A 21,267-nucleotide genomic window follows, 5' to 3' on the forward strand; every position below is an offset into this window, starting at 1 on the left:
TGCCTGACTTTTAAAGTTCTCCTACACCGGTGCATTTCAAAAGTCAGGCTATTTTATCAATAGCATCAGCAGCGCATGATGGAACAGAATAAAAAAGATTGCGCATGTTACCGGCGGTAGCCGCAGGTGGGGAAAGAACATGGCAATTCGCCTTGGTCCAGGCTTTTTTTATCCTCCATTGATGTATGCTAGGAGCTTGATCCTGCTCAGTGATTCAGGCTTGATACCTAAAAAAGAAGCAATATGATATTGCGGTACCAATTGCTCAATTCCCGGATAAGTTGTTAAAACACATTCATAACGCTCTTTTGCCGTATATTTTAAGAATGAGGTTTCCCGCCGGCACTTACGCTTGAAATAAGTATCCGAAACATGCTGGGTAAATTTCAGCCAGGACAGATCCGCTTCGATCAGTACATCCAGATCCCGGCGGGTGATCATCACCAGTTCGGCATCCTCCAGGGCCTGTATATTGCAATTGGTTTTCTCTTCGGTGAGATAACTGCTGTAAGCGCTTACGATGCTGCTCCCAAAATAAAAATCATTGTTGAATTCTGCCTCGGCATTCGCTACAAAAGAACGAAGGCTTCCATTGATGACGATGCCTATGAAATCACAAACAGTACCTTCTCTGATCAGGAACTCTTTTCTTTTAAGAGAGCGGTAAGTGGCAACGCGGCGGAATGTATCTGCGTGGGCAGAATTTAATCCCAGCACCTCTGTAAAGAACTGTTCTATTATCTTATAAGCTTTTCCGGCTGAACTTTCCATTGGAATAATTAATTGATCTGAACATTTTGGAACGAGCCCATGAAGGACCGTTTCCCGTTAATTTGATAGTGTTTATAAAATCGTATTCAGCACGCCCCCATCCGCTCTTACAGCAGCCCCATTGGTAGCTAAAGCAAGAGGGCTGGTCAGAAATACAGCGATATCCGCAACTTCGGCAGGATCCAGGAACCTGTTGAGGATCGATGTAGGATAAACACTGCCAATCAGATGTTGCTTTAGCACTGCTGAATCCTGTGTCTGAGCGGCAGCAATAGCTTCTACAGTTTCTGAAACACCGTCTGAATAGGTCGGGCCGATTATCAGGGTGTTGACGGTGACCCCGGTATTTTTGGTTAGTTGTGCGAGACCCCGGCTAAGAGAAATCATGGCGGTCTTGGTCAGACCATAATGGATCATATTTGCTGGAATATTGATCCCTGATTCACTGCTGATAAAAAGGATCCTTCCCCAGTTACGGGCCAGCATTTTGGGGAGCAGTGCCCTCGACAAACGAACACCACTCATCACATTGACATCGAACATACGCTGCCAGTCATTGTCGCTGATCTCGCTGAACTCCTTCATTTCGAATATGCCGACATTGTTCACCAGAATATCTATTGGTGGTAACTGGGCAACCAGTGATTCGGTATCAGCCGGATCAGCCAGGTCAGCGGCGATACCGGTGACTGCGGCATTAATGTTGCCGTTTTGCAGACGTTCAACAGCTGAAGTTACTTTTTCCTGGGTCCGGCCGTTGATAATAACCTGCACCCCTTCTCTTAATAATGCCCGGGCGATAGCGAACCCGATCCCCTGGGTCGAGCCTGTAATAAATGCTGTCTTGTTTTCCAGTTGTAGGTCCATAGTTATTTATTCGATCAATTTTAATTGCAATTCAATAAGTTCTGAGAGTTTATCCCTGTCTGGGTAGATTCTGCGCGTTACATTCAATCCGCTCCAGACGGTGATCAGGTAACGGCCAAGAATCCCGGCGTCCGTCATATTCTTTAATTGTCCGTTCTGCTGAGCCTTCCTGAAAGTTTCCGTATAAAAAGCTTCGGTATCTATAGCGATACTCATCGCTTCCGCTTCGATGTCTTTATCACCGAATGTCATTTCCGTGATCGTATTGGCAATCAGGCAGCCTCGCAAGTGAATGCTGTTGTCAGCGTCTGCGATACCCCGGAAATAGTTTTTAATCAGTTCAACCGGATTTTCATCCTGTTCAACCATTATCCTGAATTCTTCCAATGCATCGCGCCGTTGACGGATAACTGCGAGGAAAAGTTCTTTCTTACCGCCCTTAAAAGCATTGTAAAAACTTCCGCTTCCAATGTCCATAGCTGCAAGTACCTCATCAAGCGGCGTGGCCGCGTATCCTTTATTCCAGAATACCTGCTGAGCTTTGCTGAGAACCGAAGCTTCATTGAATTTCTGTGGCCTACCCTTCATTTCTATTTTTGTGTTAATCGTTACAAAAGTAGAAATTATTTTAGAATATCATAATTAAGGATCAAAACCGGGCCAGTGAGAGGAAGAAAATTGCTGTCACATGATCATCATAGCAGCATTCCATGGCATCATAAAGGGAATACTGCTTAAGTTTAAGGATCTGTTTATTAGCAGCCTGGTATATGTAGGTCATCCTGTCCCCTGATCATAAAGCCTTCTTAGTATCCGCTTTGAATAACCCTGCCTTTATTGTCCTGGCATCTGAGGGACTGGAAATGTTCAAATTATCATGCGTTATTCCCGAATTTTGAACTTTAACAAAGGAGATGATTTTTTTCAGATCAGTATTAACCAGCTTCAATGCGGTTCTGCTCTCAGAGAAGAATCTGTCCTGCTCCTTTGGATAGGCACCAAAGAGGTTATCATTTCCAGCCAGATAAGAATTCTTCAGCCTGAAGTTCGGCTGGCCCTTTTCTTGGGGATAGACCATCACATAACTGCTGTTAGTGATCACATTGCCGCTAAAATTAAAGGACGGGACATTACCCGCGAAACCATACCATATCGCTGTATTGTAGGCTCCGTCAATGATCGTGTTCGTCAGAGAGAAATCATTCACCTCCGAACCCAGCACAAAAGCGATCTTACAATTATGAAAGATACAATGATCAACATGAATGCCAGGTCCGCTCACCCAGAATGCACTTTGTATAGGGGATGAATTGGCTTCGCCAACAAAGACACATTGGGATACAGTCAAGCCGCTTAACAGCTTGCCGGCACGCCGGATGGGATAAAAATTTTCTACGCTGCTATTCGGGTTCCCGAGGAATTTCAGGCCGAGCAGGCTCACATTATCTTTTTCAACAGATAGCCCGACAGCGTGAGAAAAGCCAATGGTATCATTTACGCCGCCGATCGTTTGTATTACCGGCATTTTCCCGGGTTCCCAGCCCTGATCGTCAGGCATAACCGCAGCTTCAATGATGTACGGTACCCTGTCGGGCTTTTGTGCCGTTCGTATCACAAGCTTGCTTTTCAGTATGTATAATCCCGGCGCAAGCCTGATGTGTATAGTGTCCCGGCGCTCAGCATGATCCGCTAAAGCGACGGCTTTTTCAATACTCAGCAAAGGGTTTGCTCTGGACCCTGTGGCATTTTCCTGACCGCTCAGCGGATCAACATAGTACGTTTGAGCCTTTGCTTTAATGCTGGTCAGTATGACCATAAGTATCAAGGGCAATGCTGAATGAAAGGAGAACCTGGCGAATGTTAAAAAGTTATTTGTTTTCATAACGCAAGATTAGGCCCTGCATGGCTTCAGCCCAAGTCACTGCGGGTTCAATTATGATCATTTTATATCACACTGTTTAGCAATACTTTAAAAGATCATCCCACAAATCGTTTTTGTCTTAAAGCTTGTACCTTCGCTAAATATCAATTATGTAAATGAATAACAATGAGCTTTCGCGGTTACTGGCATCGATCGAAAAAGAATTGAACTGGGGACCTGCGAAGGAATGGAATAACAGAGACTTCGAAAGATTGAATATCCTGATATTGGAACGAACCAAAGTATCGCTCAGTTCCAGTACACTCAAGCGTATATGGGGTAAGGTGAATTATAATAACCAGCCAAGCCTGACTACACTCGATGCTTTGTCACGATTTGCGGGTTTCGAAAGCTGGCGGGAATTTTGTCGTCAGCCGGCAGCCTCCGACCGGTCAGCACCCCCTTTTATTCCTGAAGCAGCCTTCCCTGGCAAAAGAAAAAAGAGCTATGTTTTTGCCTTCACCATTTTGATGGCTGTACTGTTGGTGATTTTATTTAAGGTCTTCAACTCCCGTCAAAATATCACCTCTTCGCCAGACCATTCGGCTTACAGCTTTACAAGTAAGGCTATCACCCGCGACATTCCTAATTCTGTGGTTTTCAATTATGATGCGCGTGCTGCCGGCACCAGACCGGTCATGATCCAGCAATCATGGGATAAAACCAGAAGGAACAGTGTGCCTGCAGGCAAACATCAGTTTACTTCTATCTACTACCGCCCCGGGTTTTACCAGGCTAAACTGATCGTTGCAAATGAGGTCGTTAAAGAGCATCCTTTGCTTATACCTACCAAAGGATGGCTGGGGCTGCTGGCTAAAGATCCGGCACCGGTATATCTGGGGGAGGAAGAATTTTTACATCAAGATCATTTAGGGATATCAGCTGAATTTCTTCGGCAAAAACTTTCGCAGGACCAGTGGGAAGCACCTGTGGCGGAATTTTATAATGTCGGGAATTTTGTGCCGGTCCCCATAAATTCACTATCCTTTACTGTTGATCTGAAAAATACATTCAGCGCAGGTGCTTCGAAATGTGCAGTCATTAATGTACAGCTGATCACGGATAACCAGCCTTTGAATATACCGCTGTCCATGCCGGGCTGCATCTCGAACCTCTATCTTTCTAACGGGGAAGACGATATTTCAGGCAGATCAAATGACCTGTCCTCATTTGGTATAGCGTTAGGCAAATGGACGAGGGTATCTTGCAAAACCAGCAACGGGAAGATCGATTATCTGATAAACGACCAGCTGGTCTACCAGACAAAACAGCCAAAAAAGAAAGTAAAGATCCTGGGAATAGGGATCACATTTCAGGGAGGCGGCATGATCAAAAATGTCCGTTTGTGGTGTGGCCCGAAACTGGTCTTTTCATCGTATTGATCGCCTTATGGTCGATTGCCGCCACTGAACCTTGCGAACCAGTCCAGAATGATATAGGTATTTTCGATCAGCTGCCCGGCTGAGGAGTTCAAGGAACTGTGCGTTGCCCCGGGGACAATGACTAGCCTGGCCGGAATATTTCTGAGCTGGAGGGCATGGTAAAACTGAAGCGATTCACTAACAGGTGTCCTCCTGTCATTCTCACCGACCATTAAGAGTGTAGGCGTTGTGATCTGGTCGGCAAGCGAAAGCGGAGAGTTTTTCCAATACGCCAGGGGATCCTGCCATATATTTTTTTTGAAGATGTATTTTGAATTAACCACATATTGGTCATTCACCAATGCTTGCGACAAGTAACTGATGAGCGGCTTGACTGCCGCTGCCGCTTTAAAACGACCACTTTTTGCTGCTATCCAGGCAGTTAGCATACCACCGGCAGAGCCGCCCGTCACATACAATCTGCTGCTGTCAGCAAGGCCGGCACGGATAACTGCATCTGTTGCACTGATTACATCGTCATAAGCAGGGCCGGTAAAGTTGCCATGGGCCTGATCAGCAAATGTAAAACCGTAGGAAGTTGATCCCCGGTAATTGACTTTCATTACCACATATCCTGCTGAGGCAAACAACTGGGCCTCTGCTGACCATACGGGACCGTCATTTCCATGCGGTCCGCCATGCAATGAAACGATCAGCGGATATTTGCGCCCGGGAACATAATCCGGGGGCAAGGTTAGCCAGGCTCCTGCCTCTACTCCTTCAAACTTTGACTTGAATTTGAGCTCCTGGACTTTACCTGTCCGTACATAGCTGAACAAAGTGTCGTTGAGATGGGTCAGAGATCTCGTTTTCCCATTTTTAAGCCTTAGCATAATTTCTGCAGGTTGGGCACCATCGGTTCCTGAGACAGCGACCGACCCGTTTGCAGCAAATTCAGAAAGGTCAAAGATATGGTCTGCAAGCACTTTAATATGCCCGTTCAGATCAATACTGCTGAGTTTGGTAATTCCGTGGTCATCATACCTGATGGTGATATGCTTACCATCAGCTGACCAGCGCGGGTGCTCAATCTCGCGGTCGAAACCGCCGCTGATTGATCTCAGGTTACTGCCATCGGTTCCCATTAAAAAAAGCTCGCTTTTTTCATAATCCTTCGATCGCTCGCGCGTACCGAGGAAGGCGATCGTTTGCCCGTCTGGCGAAAGGGCCGGATCCCTGATCAGATAAGGAAACGTGATCATTCGCCTGACAGCCTTGTTCTCAATATTTACGCTAAATAAACTTTGATTATAGATACTGGTTTCGCTGTCTTTATCCCGGCTGGAAATGAAATAGAGCGTTTTTCCGTCCTTACTCCATAATTGCTGACCTCTTTCAGAATAGGGACCGAAAGTTAATTGCCTGGAATCTCCACCGGCAGCAGAAACGATGAAAATATGAGTACTGCCCGGTACAGTCTCTCCTCCGGCATCACTGAAAAAATGTTTACGCTCATAAGTTTTCGGCATTGCCGCCCATTGCGCTCCTTTTGGTCTTTTAAACACGGAAAGGGCTTTATCAGGAGCGTCTTCGACAAATCTGGTGAAGGCGATATATTTTCCATCCGGAGACCAGCTGATGTCAGCAGCACCTTCTGCCAACAGTTTACTGTCCTGATCACGCCTGCTCACATTTGCAACTCTCAACCCGGATATACCCTTTGATGCTGCGATGAAAGCGAGCTGAGAACCATCAGGAGACCAGCGCGGCGAAGATAGTTTCCCGCCCATTAAAGTCTGATCAAGGCCAGTTTCTGTATTGATGATACGAACGGTCGCGATCGTCTTGTCAGTTATACTGTCAGTTTGCAGGCGTGTATAGATCAGGGACCTTCCATCAGGACTTAATTGCAGATCAGATGTCCGGCGAATGCGGAAAAGGTCTTGCCAGGAGAAAATCCGGGATTTCCGTTCCATTTCATGCTGGTTCATTGCACTCGCCTTAGGATCAGGTGCCCGTTGCGCCCGCACGATGATACACGATCCGCAGAAAATAAGAGATAAAAGAACATTTTTTTTAATTATCATTATACGTAATTTTAAAGCTTCGCTATATACATGTGCGGAAAAACAGCAAAATATCACCTTTTATGATATTATCGGTACAATTTTTACATCTCTTAACATAGGTTAAGGGTTTAGCAATGAGACAGCTGTCTGTTGCGGGTATGACATTTGGATAACGAAAATTTCATCTTGTATTTTTATCTTCAACCCTATGTTCGTGAAAGAAGCATATGCCAGACAGCTTGACCATCTTAAGGAGATCAATGATCTTTTCGATAAGAACGTTGTGGATCCCGGCAGGACGGGAATCAAAATCTACGACAGGAAAGATAATGCCTGTCGCAAACACTTAAAACCGAACAGGCGCGAGTTTTATCAGATCATATTTTTTGAAAAGGGTGACGGACAATTTACACTGGGTCTGGATACCTACCAGGTCAACGGGCCGAGTATAGCTTTTATTCACCCTAATGAGATCATTTCATGGGAGAATACCGGAAACGATTCTGCCGGACACATCTGTTTATTTACCAGGCAATTTATTGAAGAACATCCCTTACTGAAGACGGTCACCGAGAAATATGGCCTGTTCGCCGATGTAACCAAAAGTATGATCCGGATCCGCGATGAGGATACGGGCGCACTTGCTGATCTTTTTATGAAAATGCACGAAGAAGAAGCTGCTTTCAGTGCGCGCTCCGGCGATGTTTTGCAGGCTTATATGCAACTCATCATGCTGACTTCGACCAAATATGCTCAGGATCTGGTGCCCATCCCTGCCAGCAGTGAATACCGCCATGTTCATGATTTCTTTCAGTCGCTGGAAAGGAGTTTTAGTAAGAATAACAACGGCCCGGTCAGGTTAAGAACCGCCCAGGAGTTTGCCGATGAGCTTGCTGTCCATCCGAACTATCTTAACGCCCTTATCAAACGTTATACCGGTGAAAACCTCAGCACACATATCAAAAGACGTTTACTGGAGGAAAGCAAGGTACTGCTGATCCAGACGGACTGGACACTGCAAAATATAGCGCTGGCCTTAGGGTTTACAGCACAGCCGGGCTTCAGCCAGTTTTTCAAAAAGAACCTGGGTGCCACGCCGGGTGATTACCGAAAAAACTTTTCCGCGAATATCCACAGCATGGCCATACACTGATTGGCGTCTTTGAAATTGATATAAAGACCTTTGATACAGCTATTTTCCCACACTGCGCTTCTTCTGAATTTTGTCGGACAAACATTTAATAAAATTTATGTCACTCTTAGATAAATTAGAATGGCGCTACGCCACCAAAAAATTTGACAGTACAAAAAAGATCCCTGCAGATCAGCTGAATCAGGTATTAGAAGCCATCCGGCTTGCCCCCAGCTCTTACGGACTACAGCAATTCCGTTTACTTGTAGTCAGCGATCATGCGATTAGGGAAAAACTAGCCGCCGCTGCCTGGAACCAGCCTCAGCTGCTGGAAGCATCTCATGTACTGGTATTCGCTGCAGAGACTAAACTGGATACTGCATTCGTGGACGCGAACATCGAACTGACCGCTAAGGTCCGTAACATCGGTACAGAAACCTTAGCTGGATGGAAAAACATGATCGGGGACGGGATCAAATTACGTTCAAATGGTGATGTTCTGGTTCACTGGGCACAAAAACAAGCTTATATCGGCCTTGGCATAGCGATCAGCGTCGCAGCAGAGCTGGGGCTGGATTCTTGTCCTATGGAGGGTTTCGATCCGGAAGAATTTGATCAGATTTTGGGGCTGAAAGAAAAAAACCTAACAGCTACCGTGATCTTACCGGTCGGTTACCGCTCTGAAGATGATGGTTATATTCAGCTGGCCAAAGTACGCCGACCTGCGGACGAATTCTTCATCGCGTATTAATTTTTTGTATGAGGTGTCAATGCTATGATATCATTGATGATGGATCGTAGCATTGACCCTTGTATTGATTTGTAAATTTTAATAGGATCCTAATGGATAATAAAAATGAGCAAGCGGTAAAAGAAATCAAGGTGGCTATCATTTATTATGGCTCAGAGAAAGACCGCTTTAACAAAGAATATTTTGCAAATGACCATATCGCTTTGGTAAAACGTTCCTGGGAGTGCCACGGGCTGGGGTCGACCGTCACCCTTTTTCCTGAACGGGATGATCAGGGTACAAGAGCGATCGCAATATCTACGTTTAGAGATGAGGCCGCAGTGAGGTCTTGTTTCGATTCCCCGGAAGGAAAAGAGGTAATGGCTGATGTCATCAAATACACGGATATTATTCCCGTACACAGTGGGCTGACCGATCTTTTTCGCTGATTTATTTTTGTTTTGTGTGCTGAAAAGACTCCAGAATAATCCGGAACAACAACAAACCTCGGGCTACACGATTAAACCTCCGGATGAAAATTTAGCCGCCTGTTGCCTCTTACCTCATTAGGTGTATAACCGAAATACTTTCTGAATGCAAATGTGAAATGTGATAAATTCTCAAATCCGGTTTCATAATACACTTCAACAGGCTTTCTGTTTTTCTCGGCCAGCTGATAATGTGCCAGCTCAAGCCTTTTTTGGGTCAGCCATTTTTGCGGGGTAGTCTTAAATACTTTTTTAAAATCCCGTTTAAAGGTAGTTAAGCTCCGACCGGTCAAATACCCGAATTTATCTATGGTCATGTTAAACATGTAATTTTTCTCCATGAATTCGGCAAGGTCGATCTTACCGGGTTCGGAAAAATCAGATAGAATGCTGTCAATATCCTTATTGATTGTATGGAGAACAGCGATGGCCTCTTCCACTTTCAAAGTAGCAATTTTTTCCGGGAGCTCAGTCTTCATATCCAGATAGGGCGTTAGTGCTGCAAAAAGGCTCTCCAGCAAGATATTGCTTTCCAGAGACACGATCTTGTGGCTGTGTGCCATTCCGCCCGACATCTGGTTCCGCGTATAAAATTCTTTGAGGCGGGAAGTTGTCAGCGTCATTACGATAGATTTGTACGGCCTCCCATCTTTAGGGTATTTGACCAGCGTTGATAGTTGATGCCTCGGAAAAAGGAGCGTATCACCCGCACCAAAAATGTATGAACTATCAGATTGCACAACCTTCATCTCTCCGGAGATAATACGTACCAGGGAGTGGTTCTCTAAGATGATTTCACCCCTGAAAGTTTCGTTTTCAAAGCAAGCCAAAACTATCTCAGCAAATGTATTCTGTTGGATCTCTGCCATAGACTCAAATTTAAAAAAAATCATTTACAGAGATATGCTGAATACCTCTGTAAATGATTATTATCCAATATTAAACTCAACCATCTGTTATACAACTAAATTAATTACGGCCTTTTAGACCCTATTGAGTTCTGTAGTATGTAATTAGATTTTGAATGGGGTACCGGTTAGTTCTTCAGTCAGACGCCAAAGGTTTTCGGCCTCTCCCTGGTCAAGTGCATAAGAAGTTACCCCGGATAAGTGTACTGCATCATTCATCCTTTTACCAAATGAATCATGATTTTCATCATCCGCCGGGTCTTTCAAAGCAATCTCCGAATTTTCGCAGTACACACCTCCAAGATCAGCCAGTTGTGGGCTGGTAGCGCACCATACTGTGGTGGATGCTCCCTGAGCCAAAGTTTTCAAGCCTTTTGAGGCGTCATGTATCACCTTATTGTCGGCATCATAAACCCCCAGCTTTTGCAGTTCCTGGTTAGATAGATGTCTCTTGAGATCTGTATCTGCAATAGCGCCCGGATGTAAAGAGTAGGATCGGACGCCGAAACCCTGTCCACGTTTGTCGAGCTCGACAGTGAATAAGATGTTTGCCGTTTTGGATTGCCCATAACCAAGTAAGGTCTCGAATTTGCGGTTTTGAAAATTGGGATCATCAAAGTTGAAGCGCGAATAATGATGACCCCAGGAGGACACATTTACAACCCTTGCCCCTTTTGCGCGAAGCAGCGAGGGCCAAAGTAGTGCTGTCAATTGAAAATGCCCTAAATGATTGGTGGACAGTTGCGACTCATAGCCACGGCTGTCACGCTGTAACGGTACCCACATGATTCCCGCATTGTTGATGAGCAAATGCAACGGCTTATCCTCTTCCAGAAACTTACCGGCAAATGCTGAAATAGAAGCAGGATCCATTAAATCCATCGGTTCGATTTGTACGTTGGCCAGTCCTGCGAGGTTTTCCTTCGCCTTGACAACATCTCTCGCAGGCACAATTACTGAAGCTCCCGCCGACACAAATGCTTTTACTGTTTCCAATCCAATACCGGCATAGCCGCCGGTCACGATAGCATTTTTCCCTTTAAGGTCAATATCTTTTATTACATCGGTTGCAGTACTTTGGGCGTTAAAACCTGAACCTATCGGTTGTTGGAGCGCTCCCTGATAATTATTCTCTTTCATTTTATAATAGTATTTGAATAAATCAAAGTTAACCAGGCTTTACATACCAGCTTTTGTTTTAAAGGCCGTTTTTTATGTACTCAAAAGGCCACTTAATTAAAGAACAGGGATAATTACCTGACACCTACTAATATTCCTCAGTAGCAGCGATATCAACATTCCAGAACTTCCCAGTTTCAGTATTTTCTGTAATTGCTTTGTAGATCCCGTTTACTGAATCTTCAATAGTAACAGGTGCCGTTTCTCCGCCCATTCTTGTTTGTACCCATCCAGGATGAAGAGGCGTAACCTTGATATTGTGAGCTGCAAGACGGTGACTAAGCATAACAGCATAGACATTAAGCGCTGCTTTAGACATACGATAGGCTGGTGCAGAGGGGCCAACATTACGCAGTAAAGCCATCGCTGTAGAAAGGAATACAATGTGCGAGCCATCAGTTAAATGAGGTATCATAGCCTCAGTGAATAAAACTGTTCCAATAGAGTTGGTGTCAAATGAAATTCTCATCAGCTCTGCTGTTGGTATTTCATCTCCAAGATCAACCCCAACACCGGCATTATTTACCAGATAATCCAATTTTACAGAATGTTTTTCGAGAGCTTCGGCAACCTCTCTTATACTTGCCTCATTACTGATATCACCTTTTATGACCGTAAGTCTGGCATCGGTTAAACCTAAAATTTCACCTGATCTAGTTACTGCAAAAACCTCCATGCCTTCGACCAATAATTTTTTTGTCAATGCCAAACCAATTCCATTGCTTGCACCTGTAACCAATATTTTTTTACTGTTATTCATCATGTTTTTTTTAATTATTTGAAAAACCATTTGTTGTAACATCAAAAGTGATGTATTTTTGAACGAACCGAAAAAGTATATCCGGAAAATGTTAATTAATCCAACATCGTTGAACAAATGATACAATCGCTAAAGAGAACCTTTGATATTCTGGAGTACATTGCCTCCAATGGTAATCTCGTGCGTGTAAATGACATCGCACAGGCACTGGGACTTCAGAAAACAACTGTTCATAACTTTCTGGTGAGCCTAAAGCAATTAGGTTATGTGGAACAGGATGAAGTAACGCCCCGGTACCGGATTACAGCGAAAATCAATCAGCTCGATTTTTCAGGCATCCCCTATTATGACCTTCGAAATAAGCTGAAACCGGTTATAGAACGGTTAACATTGGAAAGCAACGAAACGTCCTTCCTGGCAATCCAAATGGGCAATTATTTCCGTTACGAGTGGAAGTGTGAACCTGCCAGGTCACTGCGGATCTCACTGGAGCTTGGTAAAGAATTTGAAATGAGGCATACGGCGATTGGCAAAGTTTTTATGGCATATTCACCGCATCTTTCAAATACGGTATCTAAGGGCCTCAGTGAAAGTGAGATCATTGCTCAGAACAAGGAGATGAAACAGATACTTGAGAGAGGTTATGCTTTAGATTTAGAAGAATATGAAAAAGAACTGCATTGTGTAGCAATCCCCTATTTCTACAAAAACAGAATTATATCAGTTATCGGGCTGTCTGGCCCGGCCCATCGGTTTGGGGAAAAAGAAATGCAACATATGGTGCAGCTCTTCAAAACGATTATTTAGACCATACTGTGAAGATAAAGCAATGCTTCTGCTGATTTTGGTTCCCATGATGATGGAGTAAATCCTTAAACGGCTTCTGAGCAGCACACCGGGATGAAGCCAAAAAAGTATTCTGCCAGTTTGTAAGGTACTTAATTGTAACATTAAGCTATCATTACAGAAAAACCAGTGACTGGCCAGTTCTTCTGTAATGATAATCTTTTGATTATTTACTGTATTCCCCAATAATTAAGACAGCTTTAATAGTTTTTCCTTTTTCAGAATCCTCAACAGCCTGATTGATATCTTCGAAAGCATATTGTCTGATAAGCTTATCAAATGGAAACTGTCCCCTTTGGTACATTTTGATAAGTTTGGGAATAAACTCTTCAGATACACTATCACCCTGATTAACGAACTTAATTTTGTATCCCTTGGTGAGGAACGCATTGGTTTGCAGTTCCAAAGGTTTTGTAGCTACTCCTATAACAGCCAGTTCTCCAACTGGGGCTAAACTTTGAAGGGTATTATTAATCACTTCATTTCTACCAGTAGTATCTACTCCATACTGAACTCCATTCGGTAAAATCTCACGGATACGCTGAGGTACATTTTCCCTGAGAGAATTGATCGTATGGGTTGCTCCTAATTCTTTTGAAAACTCCAGTCGTTCGTCATTAATATCTACTGCTATAATTGTGGTAGCAGACGAAGCATTAGCTGCCATTACCGCAGACAAGCCTACAGCTCCGGTTCCGGATATCACAATAGAACTACCTACTTTAATTTTAAGTGTATTTATAACTGCACCTGCCCCTGTTTGAATTCCGCATCCCAGCGGGCCTAGTATTTCCAGCGCGGCATCTTTTGGAACAGAGATAACGTTGTTTTTGTGCGCAATTGAATAGGTTGCAAATGAAGACTGCGAGAAGAAATTGTCATTGATGGCCTTTCCATCGTGGTCATGGTGGTGATGCAGCCCCTCTGCTGTTGCACCCGAGAAATTCCTTTCAAAGAATGTGTAGCAATAGGCAGGATTCCCAGAACGGCAGATTTCGCACTCTCCGCAGAAACCATAAGTAAGAACCACATGATCGCCCACTTTGAGGTGATGTACATCCTGCCCAACTTTTTCAATAACTCCAGATCCCTCGTGACCAAGAATCACCGGGAAGTCAGGTGCACCCATCACAAAGTCCCGCGCAACCATATCGGTATGACAAATACCTGTTGCCACGATTCTTACTAATACCTCTTCTGTTCCAGGTTCTTCTAAGTTGACCTTTTCCAATTCAAATTTACTACCTTTTGACTTTACAACTGCTGCTGTTATTTCCATAATATTTATACTTTAATATTAATTTTTAATTGATTATTCTACTCTGGATCCGTCCATAGAGCAATTCACAGGCGATTAACTTACATTTTTATTGAACCACGCGATATAAGCATCAACTGCTTTATGAAGAAATTCTTTTGTGCCCTCACTCTTTAACTCTCCATTTTCATCGAAGAGTTCGTTAGATTTGGCGATATAAATTTCAGGTTGTTGCATAACCGGCACATTTAGAAAAACAAGGCTTTGCCGTAAGTGGTGATTAGCACCAAAGCCCGATAAATTACCTGGCGAGTTACTAATAACAGCCCCTGGCTTACTATCCCACACATTGTGTCCATATGGCCGTGAACCAACATCCAATGCATTTTTAAGTACTGCTGGGACAGACCTGTTATATTCAGGTGTAATAAAAATCACTCCATCAACAGCTTGCACTTCTTTTCTGAAAGTAGTGTAAGTTACCGGCACCTGATTATCGTCATCAAAGTCCTGATTGTAAATTGGCAGATCGTCTAGTGAGATGATCTTAAATTCAAATCCCTGGGGTGCCATGGCAATCAATGTGTTGCCGATTTTTTTTGAAAATGACTCTTTACGCAGGCTGCCTGCAAGTATTCCTATTATCTTATTCATAGTTAGTTATATATTGAAGTTATTTATACTTTATACGTAAGTGGTTTAATCTATAGTCAGAAAAGCTGTTCCTGCGCCTTTATCCTGACAGCTATTACAAAGGCTCTTTTATACCGTGTCTGTTGTACTTGTTCTTAATCGCAGCTGTGTACCTTCCGCGCATTTCCTGTTCATTGTAAAATTTAATTATAGAAGCAGTTAATACATCATTCCGTACTGCTTCAAGATCATCTTTAAGGGTAATCAAATCTTGTTTGCAGTTGATCACTGCGGCAGACATTTCATCAGTCGCCGTAATGATACCTTCATTTAGTTCTACCGATGCGCACTTTCCCGACAATTTCATAGCTCTTTCCAAAAACCAGAAATTCACATCTATACGATTCATCAGTTTTGTTTTTGACTTATAGATGAGCAGAAAGCAAGCTGCTAAAGCGAAAGCCAGCGAAACCATCGCTATCCAGAATTCTGAGAAGATTGCGGTCAGGCCGCCAGCCACTGCCATAAAAAATAACCATCCACATGCCTTTTCAATATTTTCACTTACCCTGATATCAATCTCAAGGATTTTGTTCAACTCAATACAAAGCGCTGTAACTTCTGATTTTACCTCCTGCAATAAATATGAGTTCGTTTCTTTCATACAAATCATAAAAAATGGACAACAGTTAATGACCCAATCAAACAAATCTATATCTTCGCCCAGTATTTGCTGTTGAACTATATTAAGATTTACCCTTAAAATATCTTAAGATATGCCTCATTTACTCAGCCAGGTAAACATCCTTTTATTCCAATGTAAAGCGGTTTTATTGATGGCAGGAATACAAATCACCAGTGTGATAATAATGGCAAGAACGACAACCATAGTCATAAAAACTGCACGATACGTTAACAATTGTGTTTGCTGCGCAAGCGCGCCACCCAGCGCAGAACTGGCTAAAACCGCAGCCTCATTGGCAGCAAATCCTTTCGACTGATAAAGCTCCGCATACCGCGCCAGACTGGCCGAGGTTGCTAAATCATCAAGGCTAATCCCTGACAAAAAACTTTCCTTAAAATGCTGGTTGAAATACAGCTGCAGGTTATAAAATCCCGAAAATGAGTTTAGCAACGCAATAAAACGGGTAAACGTAGCCATTACCAATCCTGTAGTACCTGTATTGGCAGGCGCAGATGAAAACACAAAAATCATCAGCGGTACAAAGAGCAAACCTGATGCAGCGCCCTGCAGAAAAACCGGAATAATTAAGTCATTAAAGGAAAGATCAGGTGTGAAAAGAAAATACATCCAAAGGTGATAGGTCAACATTACCCCAAATCCTGAAATTAGAAATAGCCTGGTTGAGTGTCTGTAACGCATCATCAGCTGTGTTGAAAATATCAGCAGCGCAACCAATCCAGTAAGATTGATCAGGCCAAGATCCATTACCTGAATTGTGCTCCACTTCAGTGTGGTCCCGGCATAACCATAAATGAGAGTGATGCTGTCTTTCATCCCGTAATAAATGCCGAGGAGGATCAATCCTGTCACAAAATTTCTTGATTTAAATACGTTCAGGTTTAACAGGGGCCTCTTAAGGAGCAACTGCCTGTGAAGCAATAAAACTGAACCTGCAACTGCGCTCAGAGCACTTGTTACAATGCGGGAATCCTGAAACCAATAATACTTTGAACCATAAATCATCGTATAAGCGAGGGATATCGCCGCAATCGCCAAAAGTATAAAGCTTGTCCAGTCTATAAGATATAAAGGATAACGCCTGAAACCCGCCTTAGGGTTCAGCATGAATAAAGTAATAAGCAGGCTAATGAGCTGGAAGGCGATTAAATAATAAAGGGTAACTTTCCAGTCATAGGTTAAAACCACTACCCCCGCAACCACCCCGATAATAACTGTATTACTCAATATTGTTCCATAAAAAACCGAGGATCCTACAAGCTGCATATGCTCAGTGTTTAATCTTGTAAAGATCAGCGTAAGTATACATGCCGCTATATTACCAACTAGCACTCCCTGCAGGAACCTGATGACAAAGAACAAATGAATATCGTTGCACCAGACACTTAAGATGCTGAGCATTATGCCTGCAAGAATATTGAATAGCAGATAACTCCTCGTTTCAAAGTACCTGAGAAAGCGGAACTGAACCGGAAGAATTGAAAGTATGCCTACATAGGTTAGCTGTATCGCAAAATAAATATCCTCGGGTTGGGCGCCGAACAGCCCCACGAGATAGGGCTGAGTAAGTGAAAACAGACCGAACTGCACAAGTGATGAGAGCAGGACCAACCAGAGACCAATCCTTATTCCCCACTCCCAACCTGCAATCCAGGGTTTAAAATACTGAGGGCTATAGATCATGATTTTTTCCTCTCCACAGCTACTAAAACGTTCATACCCGCGATGATATCTTTAGTCCCTGCAGTATCAAGACTGATTTTTACCGGCACGCGCTGAATGATCTTTACAAAGTTACCCGTTGAGTTATCAGGTGGAAGCAGTGATGCCTTGGCACCTGTTGAACCTGCTATTGCAGTAATTCGTCCCTTATAGACTCTGTTGCTTGCTGCATCAACGCTGATTTGAACCGGCTGTCCGATATACATACCCTGAACCTGGGTTTCTTTAAAGTTGGCGGTCACCCACTTTGAACTTTCATTGACAATGTTTACCAGAGGCTGGCCTGCCTGGATCTGCTGGCCTTCCAGAATACTTTTCTTGCCCATCCTGCCTGAATAAGGTGCCCTTATTACCGTGTAAGAAAGGTTGAGTCTGGCAATAGCTAAACCGGCCTCCTTCTTTTTCAGGTCGGCCTTTAAAATAGCTATACGGGTTTTCAATTCATCAATACGTGATAAACTTGTCTGTAAACTGTTTCGTGCCGCGTTGTAATCACTTTCAGCCACATCATGTTTTGCTCTTGCCCGCTCCAGATCTGATCCTGTAGCAGCTTCCTCCTTTACCAGGTTCTGGTAGCGTTTGATATCAAGCTGTTGCTGTACAAATCTGGCCTGGGCACCGGATATCTGATCTTTATTTACGCTGGTTGCTGTTTGCGAGGCTTTAATCCCTGCCTGCAGGTACACCAGCTGGGCATTGGCATCATCTACAGCTGCCTGCGCTTCCATCAGTTTCGCCTGATTTTCCCTGTCATCCAAGATTAATAACGTGTCCCCTGCCTCTACCACCTGATATTCATTGAAATATACTTTCTGAATATAACCACCAGTCCTGGCAGAAACCGGATTGATATAGGATTCAACCTGGGCATCATTTGTTTCGATATTGTACTGCGAATACATCAGGTAATTGAAAAAATAAACCGCGCCGGCAATAATGGCTATGATAGCTACGACGGTAATGAATATATTGCCTGGATGTGTTTTAGTAGAGGATTGAGTCGTTTTCATGGTAGAAAATTATAGTTTACCCGTTGCATAAAGCAAACGGTAGTAGATCGTAAGGGCATCAGTTTGGGCAGTAATCAAATCAAAACGGGATGCTGTAAGCAGGTTATCTGCATCCAGTAAATCTGTAAGCAGTGCCAGCTGGTTGAAGTATTTGGTGCTTACAATCCGGTAATTTACCAATGATTGATCTATTGTTTTTTCTTTGACAGTAATTCTGTTTAACGATTCACCATATTTGATCAGCAGGCTTTTCACTTCCTGATTTACATTGTCAGCCACGGCCTCGCTTTGAATTTCAGCTTCCGAAATATGGAGCTTTCCTGCTTCAACTTTATGTTTATTATGATACAGGGAGGAGATATTATATTGCGCTTTTAAACCTACAAAGCCGATTGAATAGGCCTGATCAACAGGTGGAAAGAAAAGGTTATTGGGATAATTAAGGCCATATGCAGTATAAAAGGATAATGTCGGCATAAACGCGCTTTTCGTACCCTTTAATCTAGCTTCCAGTGTACCAACATTCTGTTTTGCTTTTTGTATGCTGTAAGAAGATGTTTGGGCCTGGCCTTTCAATGAGGATAACCCTGCCAAAGCAGGTTTGGGCATCCCTGCAGAATCAGTTGGCTTCACCTGTACACTGTCTCCCAAATCAAGAAGCACTGCAAGTCGCTGATTGGAAATACGGATATCATTATCCGCCTGCTCCAATGAAAGCTGTACATTCGATAGCATTACCTCTGCGCGTAACACGTCACTTCTGGTAACTTTTTGATTTTTATATAAAGCATTGATAGTCTTCACCTGGTTTCTGCACGTTTGAGCTGATCAAGGATGAATTTTCTGAGTTCCGCCAGCTGCACGAGATTGAGATATTGGGTAGCCGTCTGCAGACCATAAAAGCCAGACTGATCACTTGTATTGATTTCTGCCAGGCGCATTCTGCTTTCCTGCTCTTCCTGCAGTGCTTTCTGCCTGCCACCAGAATAAATATTGAAAGTAGCATCGAAGCCCAGATTGGCGGCATTCGGTGTAGGTTTGCGCTGCCCTGTTGTAGAATTGGCAAGGCCATCGGTATAAAGGGTAAGGTCGCTAAACCTTTGGTAAGTAGTACTGGCATTTACCATCGGCAAGGCTGCACTATATGCATCTTTCAGATCTGCCTTTGTGGCCTTGGCCTGAGTTCTCGCCACCTGAACCCATTTATTCTGGCGTTTAGCCATGCTGATAGCTTCTGATAGCGACATGGGACAGGATTTTACTAAAACTTCCTGTGCATTGGCCCCGCAGATAGAATACAGCACTAATAGTATAACGGCTAAGGACAGGCAAATTCCCTTTAGTGGAAATGAATACATTATAATTGAGGTATTTTTTTAATAATTAAAGAGGCCATCAGGAACTGAATAATTCTGTTTTCCAGCGAGTTACTTTGCCGATGATCATTCGTGGAAAACCCTAATTGCGCAAATAATGCGGGAGGTCTGGTAAATACTGTGGGCAGCAAATAGATAATATTCAATGCAAAAACTTCTATGTCAATATGCTGGAAGACATTTTGCAATATGCCCCTGGTAATAATGTTATGGATTAACAGAAAAGCCTTGTTTCTGCTGGTTTCCAGCAATGTCACAATTGGCGGCTGTTCAACCATAGTTAACTGTCTGCTTTCCATTCGGTAAAACCCCTGATTATTTTGGATTCTTCGTATATATCCTCTCAGGTAAAGCTCCAGCTTTTCGGCCGGCCCAATATCAAGCTGGCCGATGCGGTCTATTTCTTCAATGATATATATTAACCTGTTCTCAAAAATGGCGGTATAGAGTAACTCTTTAGAACCAAAGTAGTAGTTGATCATTGCAATGTTAATGCCCGATTGTTCAGCAATCATTCTGGTAGAGGTACCATCAAAACCATAAGTCGCAAAAAGTTCCTCAGAAACTTTCAGCAGCGTTGCTTTTTTATCATTTATCAATACCTCTTCAGGAAATGTCATTTTAAGTTCGTGTTTACTTATGCAAATTTCCCTCAATTCTGAGCGCTATTATAGGAAAAATAGCTACAATGTTCGTCGAAATCACCTATTCATGATGCATTAAACAATGATCTGCCAGCAATGAAAAACGGCAATGGGAAGCTGAGCCTCCCATTGCCGTTTTTCATTGCTGTGTATCCTGTGTTTTACTTTTTCAACTCCGGATCAATAATTCCTGCATTAAATTCTTCATCTAATTTTTTATACAGAGCTACAGGCTCAGTTGTCATGATGATCTCTATCGTTGGACCACTAACCAATTCAATCATATGACCACCATGAACCAATCCATCACGTGTGGCGGTACTGAAATGGGTGTGTGCAACAAGTTTACCATTAAAGCTGGCAATATCGCCAATCAATGATGCGATTTCGGAGGTATCGATGTTGATGATCTTGAATTGCTTCCGGCTATAATTGAACCAGCCTGCTTTAGCTGCCATCACATCTCCAATACCCGTATAATGCGCACTTTTCACTTTACATTGCTGGGCAAATTCCGTTAGTCCCGAAACAACCTCATCACCCTTGCTAAAAATGAGCATATAAGTTTTGGTTTCGCCCGCACTGCTCAAAAGCTTAACCTTCATGCCCGGTGCTTTCCCTGTCTCTACAGGTTTAACAGCAGAAAAATACTGTTCCTGCGCTTCTGCATGATATCCAAATGAGGCTAATAAAGCCAGAGTCAACACAAATTTCATCTTTTTTTTCATGATATAGATTTTTATTAATCCTGGTCCCGGTTGATCAACCGTTTAACATTTCAACTTTGTTTACTGCCGTTGCCAATTGAGGGTACGTGCCAAAGTTATGCTTTGCGCGTCACAAGAGCACTTAAGCTATTTTAAGTTCTTCCCTTAAGATAGGTTAAGAA

Annotated in this window: 21 protein-coding genes and 1 pseudogene; 5 read left to right on the forward strand and 17 right to left on the reverse strand. The window is 43.3% G+C overall.

What is annotated here, in order from left to right; all coding sequences use genetic code 11:
• Positions 1 to 168: 168 nt before the first annotated feature.
• From FN831_RS23100 to FN831_RS23115, 4 genes are all read right to left on the reverse strand, one after another.
• Entirely contained in the window at positions 169 to 771 is a 603-nt protein-coding gene (locus tag FN831_RS23100) for a Crp/Fnr family transcriptional regulator (protein WP_142530570.1), read from the reverse strand.
• A 72-nt stretch (positions 772 to 843) separates the two neighbouring features.
• Complete coding sequence (locus FN831_RS23105) at positions 844 to 1,638, reverse strand: SDR family NAD(P)-dependent oxidoreductase (protein WP_142530571.1); 795 nt, start codon at positions 1,636 to 1,638, stop codon at positions 844 to 846.
• Positions 1,639 to 1,644: 6 nt separating this feature from the next.
• Positions 1,645 to 2,226, reverse strand: coding sequence for a TetR/AcrR family transcriptional regulator (locus FN831_RS23110; protein WP_142530572.1), 582 nt, complete (start codon positions 2,224 to 2,226; stop codon positions 1,645 to 1,647).
• Between the two features lie 205 nt (positions 2,227 to 2,431).
• Positions 2,432 to 3,520 carry a hypothetical protein gene (locus FN831_RS23115; RefSeq protein ID WP_142530573.1) on the reverse strand — a complete coding sequence of 363 codons (1,089 nt, stop codon included), beginning with the start codon at positions 3,518 to 3,520 and terminating at the stop codon, positions 2,432 to 2,434.
• A gap of 155 nt (positions 3,521 to 3,675) precedes the next feature.
• Between FN831_RS23115 and FN831_RS23120 the strand changes: the two genes are divergently transcribed.
• Entirely contained in the window at positions 3,676 to 4,941 is a 1,266-nt protein-coding gene (locus tag FN831_RS23120; protein ID WP_142530574.1) for a hypothetical protein, read from the forward strand.
• Positions 4,942 to 4,946: 5 nt separating this feature from the next.
• On the opposite strand, the gene FN831_RS23125 is transcribed toward FN831_RS23120, so the two are convergent.
• Positions 4,947 to 7,007: a S9 family peptidase gene (locus FN831_RS23125; RefSeq protein WP_142530575.1), complete on the reverse strand. Its 2,061-nt coding sequence runs from the start codon at positions 7,005 to 7,007 to the stop codon at positions 4,947 to 4,949.
• Between the two features lie 190 nt (positions 7,008 to 7,197).
• Between FN831_RS23125 and FN831_RS23130 the strand changes: the two genes are divergently transcribed.
• The 3 genes from FN831_RS23130 to FN831_RS23140 all read left to right on the forward strand — a co-directional run bounded on the left by FN831_RS23130 (position 7,198) and on the right by FN831_RS23140 (position 9,300).
• The gene (locus FN831_RS23130; RefSeq protein WP_142530576.1) at positions 7,198 to 8,142 is read left to right on the forward strand and encodes an AraC family transcriptional regulator; all 945 of its coding nucleotides are present in this window, start codon (positions 7,198 to 7,200) and stop codon (positions 8,140 to 8,142) included.
• 97 nt (positions 8,143 to 8,239) lie between these two features.
• Complete coding sequence (locus tag FN831_RS23135) at positions 8,240 to 8,872, forward strand: NAD(P)H-dependent oxidoreductase (protein ID WP_142530577.1); 633 nt, start codon at positions 8,240 to 8,242, stop codon at positions 8,870 to 8,872.
• 92 nt (positions 8,873 to 8,964) lie between these two features.
• Entirely contained in the window at positions 8,965 to 9,300 is a 336-nt protein-coding gene (locus FN831_RS23140) for an EthD family reductase (RefSeq protein WP_142530578.1), read from the forward strand.
• A gap of 71 nt (positions 9,301 to 9,371) precedes the next feature.
• Here the strand turns inward: FN831_RS23140 and FN831_RS23145 are convergent, their stop codons facing one another.
• The 3 genes from FN831_RS23145 to FN831_RS23155 form a co-directional block, all read right to left on the reverse strand.
• Positions 9,372 to 10,208, reverse strand: coding sequence for a helix-turn-helix domain-containing protein (locus FN831_RS23145; RefSeq protein WP_142530579.1), 837 nt, complete (start codon positions 10,206 to 10,208; stop codon positions 9,372 to 9,374).
• A 144-nt stretch (positions 10,209 to 10,352) separates the two neighbouring features.
• Positions 10,353 to 11,387, reverse strand: a complete 1,035-nt coding sequence (locus tag FN831_RS23150; RefSeq protein WP_142530580.1) for an SDR family NAD(P)-dependent oxidoreductase — start codon at positions 11,385 to 11,387, stop codon at positions 10,353 to 10,355.
• A gap of 127 nt (positions 11,388 to 11,514) precedes the next feature.
• Positions 11,515 to 12,228 (reverse strand): SDR family NAD(P)-dependent oxidoreductase, encoded by a 714-nt coding sequence (locus tag FN831_RS23155; RefSeq protein WP_142530581.1) that lies wholly within the window; start codon positions 12,226 to 12,228, stop codon positions 11,515 to 11,517.
• A 75-nt stretch (positions 12,229 to 12,303) separates the two neighbouring features.
• Here FN831_RS23155 and FN831_RS23160 point away from each other — a divergent pair, with 75 nt between their 5' ends.
• Complete coding sequence (locus FN831_RS23160) at positions 12,304 to 12,993, forward strand: IclR family transcriptional regulator (protein WP_142530582.1); 690 nt, start codon at positions 12,304 to 12,306, stop codon at positions 12,991 to 12,993.
• A gap of 205 nt (positions 12,994 to 13,198) precedes the next feature.
• Here the strand turns inward: FN831_RS23160 and FN831_RS23165 are convergent, their stop codons facing one another.
• From FN831_RS23165 to FN831_RS23205, 9 genes and pseudogenes are all read right to left on the reverse strand, one after another.
• Positions 13,199 to 14,311, reverse strand: coding sequence for an NAD(P)-dependent alcohol dehydrogenase (locus FN831_RS23165; protein WP_142530583.1), 1,113 nt, complete (start codon positions 14,309 to 14,311; stop codon positions 13,199 to 13,201).
• A 75-nt stretch (positions 14,312 to 14,386) separates the two neighbouring features.
• A complete protein-coding gene (locus FN831_RS23170; RefSeq protein WP_142530584.1) occupies positions 14,387 to 14,944 on the reverse strand; it encodes an NADPH-dependent FMN reductase in 558 nt (185 codons plus the stop codon).
• Positions 14,945 to 15,038: 94 nt separating this feature from the next.
• Positions 15,039 to 15,587 carry a hypothetical protein gene (locus tag FN831_RS23175; protein WP_142530585.1) on the reverse strand — a complete coding sequence of 183 codons (549 nt, stop codon included), beginning with the start codon at positions 15,585 to 15,587 and terminating at the stop codon, positions 15,039 to 15,041.
• Between the two features lie 117 nt (positions 15,588 to 15,704).
• Positions 15,705 to 17,309 (reverse strand): MFS transporter, encoded by a 1,605-nt coding sequence (locus FN831_RS23180; protein WP_142530586.1) that lies wholly within the window; start codon positions 17,307 to 17,309, stop codon positions 15,705 to 15,707.
• A complete protein-coding gene (locus FN831_RS23185; RefSeq protein WP_142530587.1) occupies positions 17,306 to 18,358 on the reverse strand; it encodes an HlyD family secretion protein in 1,053 nt (350 codons plus the stop codon). Before FN831_RS23185 ends, FN831_RS23180 begins: the two co-directional genes overlap by 4 nt.
• A 9-nt stretch (positions 18,359 to 18,367) precedes the next feature.
• Positions 18,368 to 19,093, reverse strand: coding sequence for a TolC family protein (locus FN831_RS23190; protein WP_317132112.1), 726 nt, complete (start codon positions 19,091 to 19,093; stop codon positions 18,368 to 18,370).
• Positions 19,073 to 19,716, reverse strand: a pseudogene (locus tag FN831_RS23195) (TolC family protein); the annotation flags it as partial. The pseudogene FN831_RS23195 and the gene FN831_RS23190, both read right to left, overlap by 21 nt.
• On the reverse strand, positions 19,716 to 20,354 hold the full coding sequence (locus FN831_RS23200) for a TetR/AcrR family transcriptional regulator (protein ID WP_142530590.1): 639 nt from the start codon (positions 20,352 to 20,354) through the stop codon (positions 19,716 to 19,718). The pseudogene FN831_RS23195 and the gene FN831_RS23200, both read right to left, overlap by 1 nt.
• 185 nt (positions 20,355 to 20,539) lie before the next feature.
• Positions 20,540 to 21,106, reverse strand: coding sequence for a PPC domain-containing DNA-binding protein (locus FN831_RS23205; RefSeq protein WP_142530591.1), 567 nt, complete (start codon positions 21,104 to 21,106; stop codon positions 20,540 to 20,542).
• Between the last annotated feature and the right edge of the window lie 161 nt (positions 21,107 to 21,267).

Origin of the sequence: Pedobacter westerhofensis, from assembly GCF_900182595.1 — a bacterium.
GTDB lineage: Bacteria > Bacteroidota > Bacteroidia > Sphingobacteriales > Sphingobacteriaceae > Pedobacter > Pedobacter westerhofensis.

Bases quoted from the DNA above. Each gene is read 5' to 3' on its own strand.
- FN831_RS23160 (WP_142530582.1), top strand. From the start codon at position 12,304: ATGATACAATCGCTAAAGAGAACCTTTGATATTCTGGAGTACATTGCC.
- FN831_RS23170 (WP_142530584.1), bottom strand. From the start codon at position 14,944: ATGAATAAGATAATAGGAATACTTGCAGGCAGCCTGCGTAAAGAGTCA.
- FN831_RS23150 (WP_142530580.1), bottom strand. From the start codon at position 11,387: ATGAAAGAGAATAATTATCAGGGAGCGCTCCAACAACCGATAGGTTCA.
- FN831_RS23175 (WP_142530585.1), bottom strand. From the start codon at position 15,587: ATGAAAGAAACGAACTCATATTTATTGCAGGAGGTAAAATCAGAAGTT.
- FN831_RS23100 (WP_142530570.1), bottom strand. From the start codon at position 771: ATGGAAAGTTCAGCCGGAAAAGCTTATAAGATAATAGAACAGTTCTTT.
- FN831_RS23140 (WP_142530578.1), top strand. From the start codon at position 8,965: ATGGATAATAAAAATGAGCAAGCGGTAAAAGAAATCAAGGTGGCTATC.
- FN831_RS23155 (WP_142530581.1), bottom strand. From the start codon at position 12,228: ATGTTACAACAAATGGTTTTTCAAATAATTAAAAAAAACATGATGAAT.
- FN831_RS23190 (WP_317132112.1), bottom strand. From the start codon at position 19,093: ATGCTATCGAATGTACAGCTTTCATTGGAGCAGGCGGATAATGATATC.
- FN831_RS23120 (WP_142530574.1), top strand. From the start codon at position 3,676: ATGAATAACAATGAGCTTTCGCGGTTACTGGCATCGATCGAAAAAGAA.
- FN831_RS23165 (WP_142530583.1), bottom strand. From the start codon at position 14,311: ATGGAAATAACAGCAGCAGTTGTAAAGTCAAAAGGTAGTAAATTTGAA.
- FN831_RS23180 (WP_142530586.1), bottom strand. From the start codon at position 17,309: ATGATCTATAGCCCTCAGTATTTTAAACCCTGGATTGCAGGTTGGGAG.
- FN831_RS23130 (WP_142530576.1), top strand. From the start codon at position 7,198: ATGTTCGTGAAAGAAGCATATGCCAGACAGCTTGACCATCTTAAGGAG.
- FN831_RS23135 (WP_142530577.1), top strand. From the start codon at position 8,240: ATGTCACTCTTAGATAAATTAGAATGGCGCTACGCCACCAAAAAATTT.
- FN831_RS23125 (WP_142530575.1), bottom strand. From the start codon at position 7,007: ATGATAATTAAAAAAAATGTTCTTTTATCTCTTATTTTCTGCGGATCG.
- FN831_RS23110 (WP_142530572.1), bottom strand. From the start codon at position 2,226: ATGAAGGGTAGGCCACAGAAATTCAATGAAGCTTCGGTTCTCAGCAAA.
- FN831_RS23205 (WP_142530591.1), bottom strand. From the start codon at position 21,106: ATGAAAAAAAAGATGAAATTTGTGTTGACTCTGGCTTTATTAGCCTCA.
- FN831_RS23185 (WP_142530587.1), bottom strand. From the start codon at position 18,358: ATGAAAACGACTCAATCCTCTACTAAAACACATCCAGGCAATATATTC.
- FN831_RS23145 (WP_142530579.1), bottom strand. From the start codon at position 10,208: ATGGCAGAGATCCAACAGAATACATTTGCTGAGATAGTTTTGGCTTGC.
- FN831_RS23200 (WP_142530590.1), bottom strand. From the start codon at position 20,354: ATGACATTTCCTGAAGAGGTATTGATAAATGATAAAAAAGCAACGCTG.
- FN831_RS23105 (WP_142530571.1), bottom strand. From the start codon at position 1,638: ATGGACCTACAACTGGAAAACAAGACAGCATTTATTACAGGCTCGACC.
- FN831_RS23115 (WP_142530573.1), bottom strand. From the start codon at position 3,520: ATGAAAACAAATAACTTTTTAACATTCGCCAGGTTCTCCTTTCATTCA.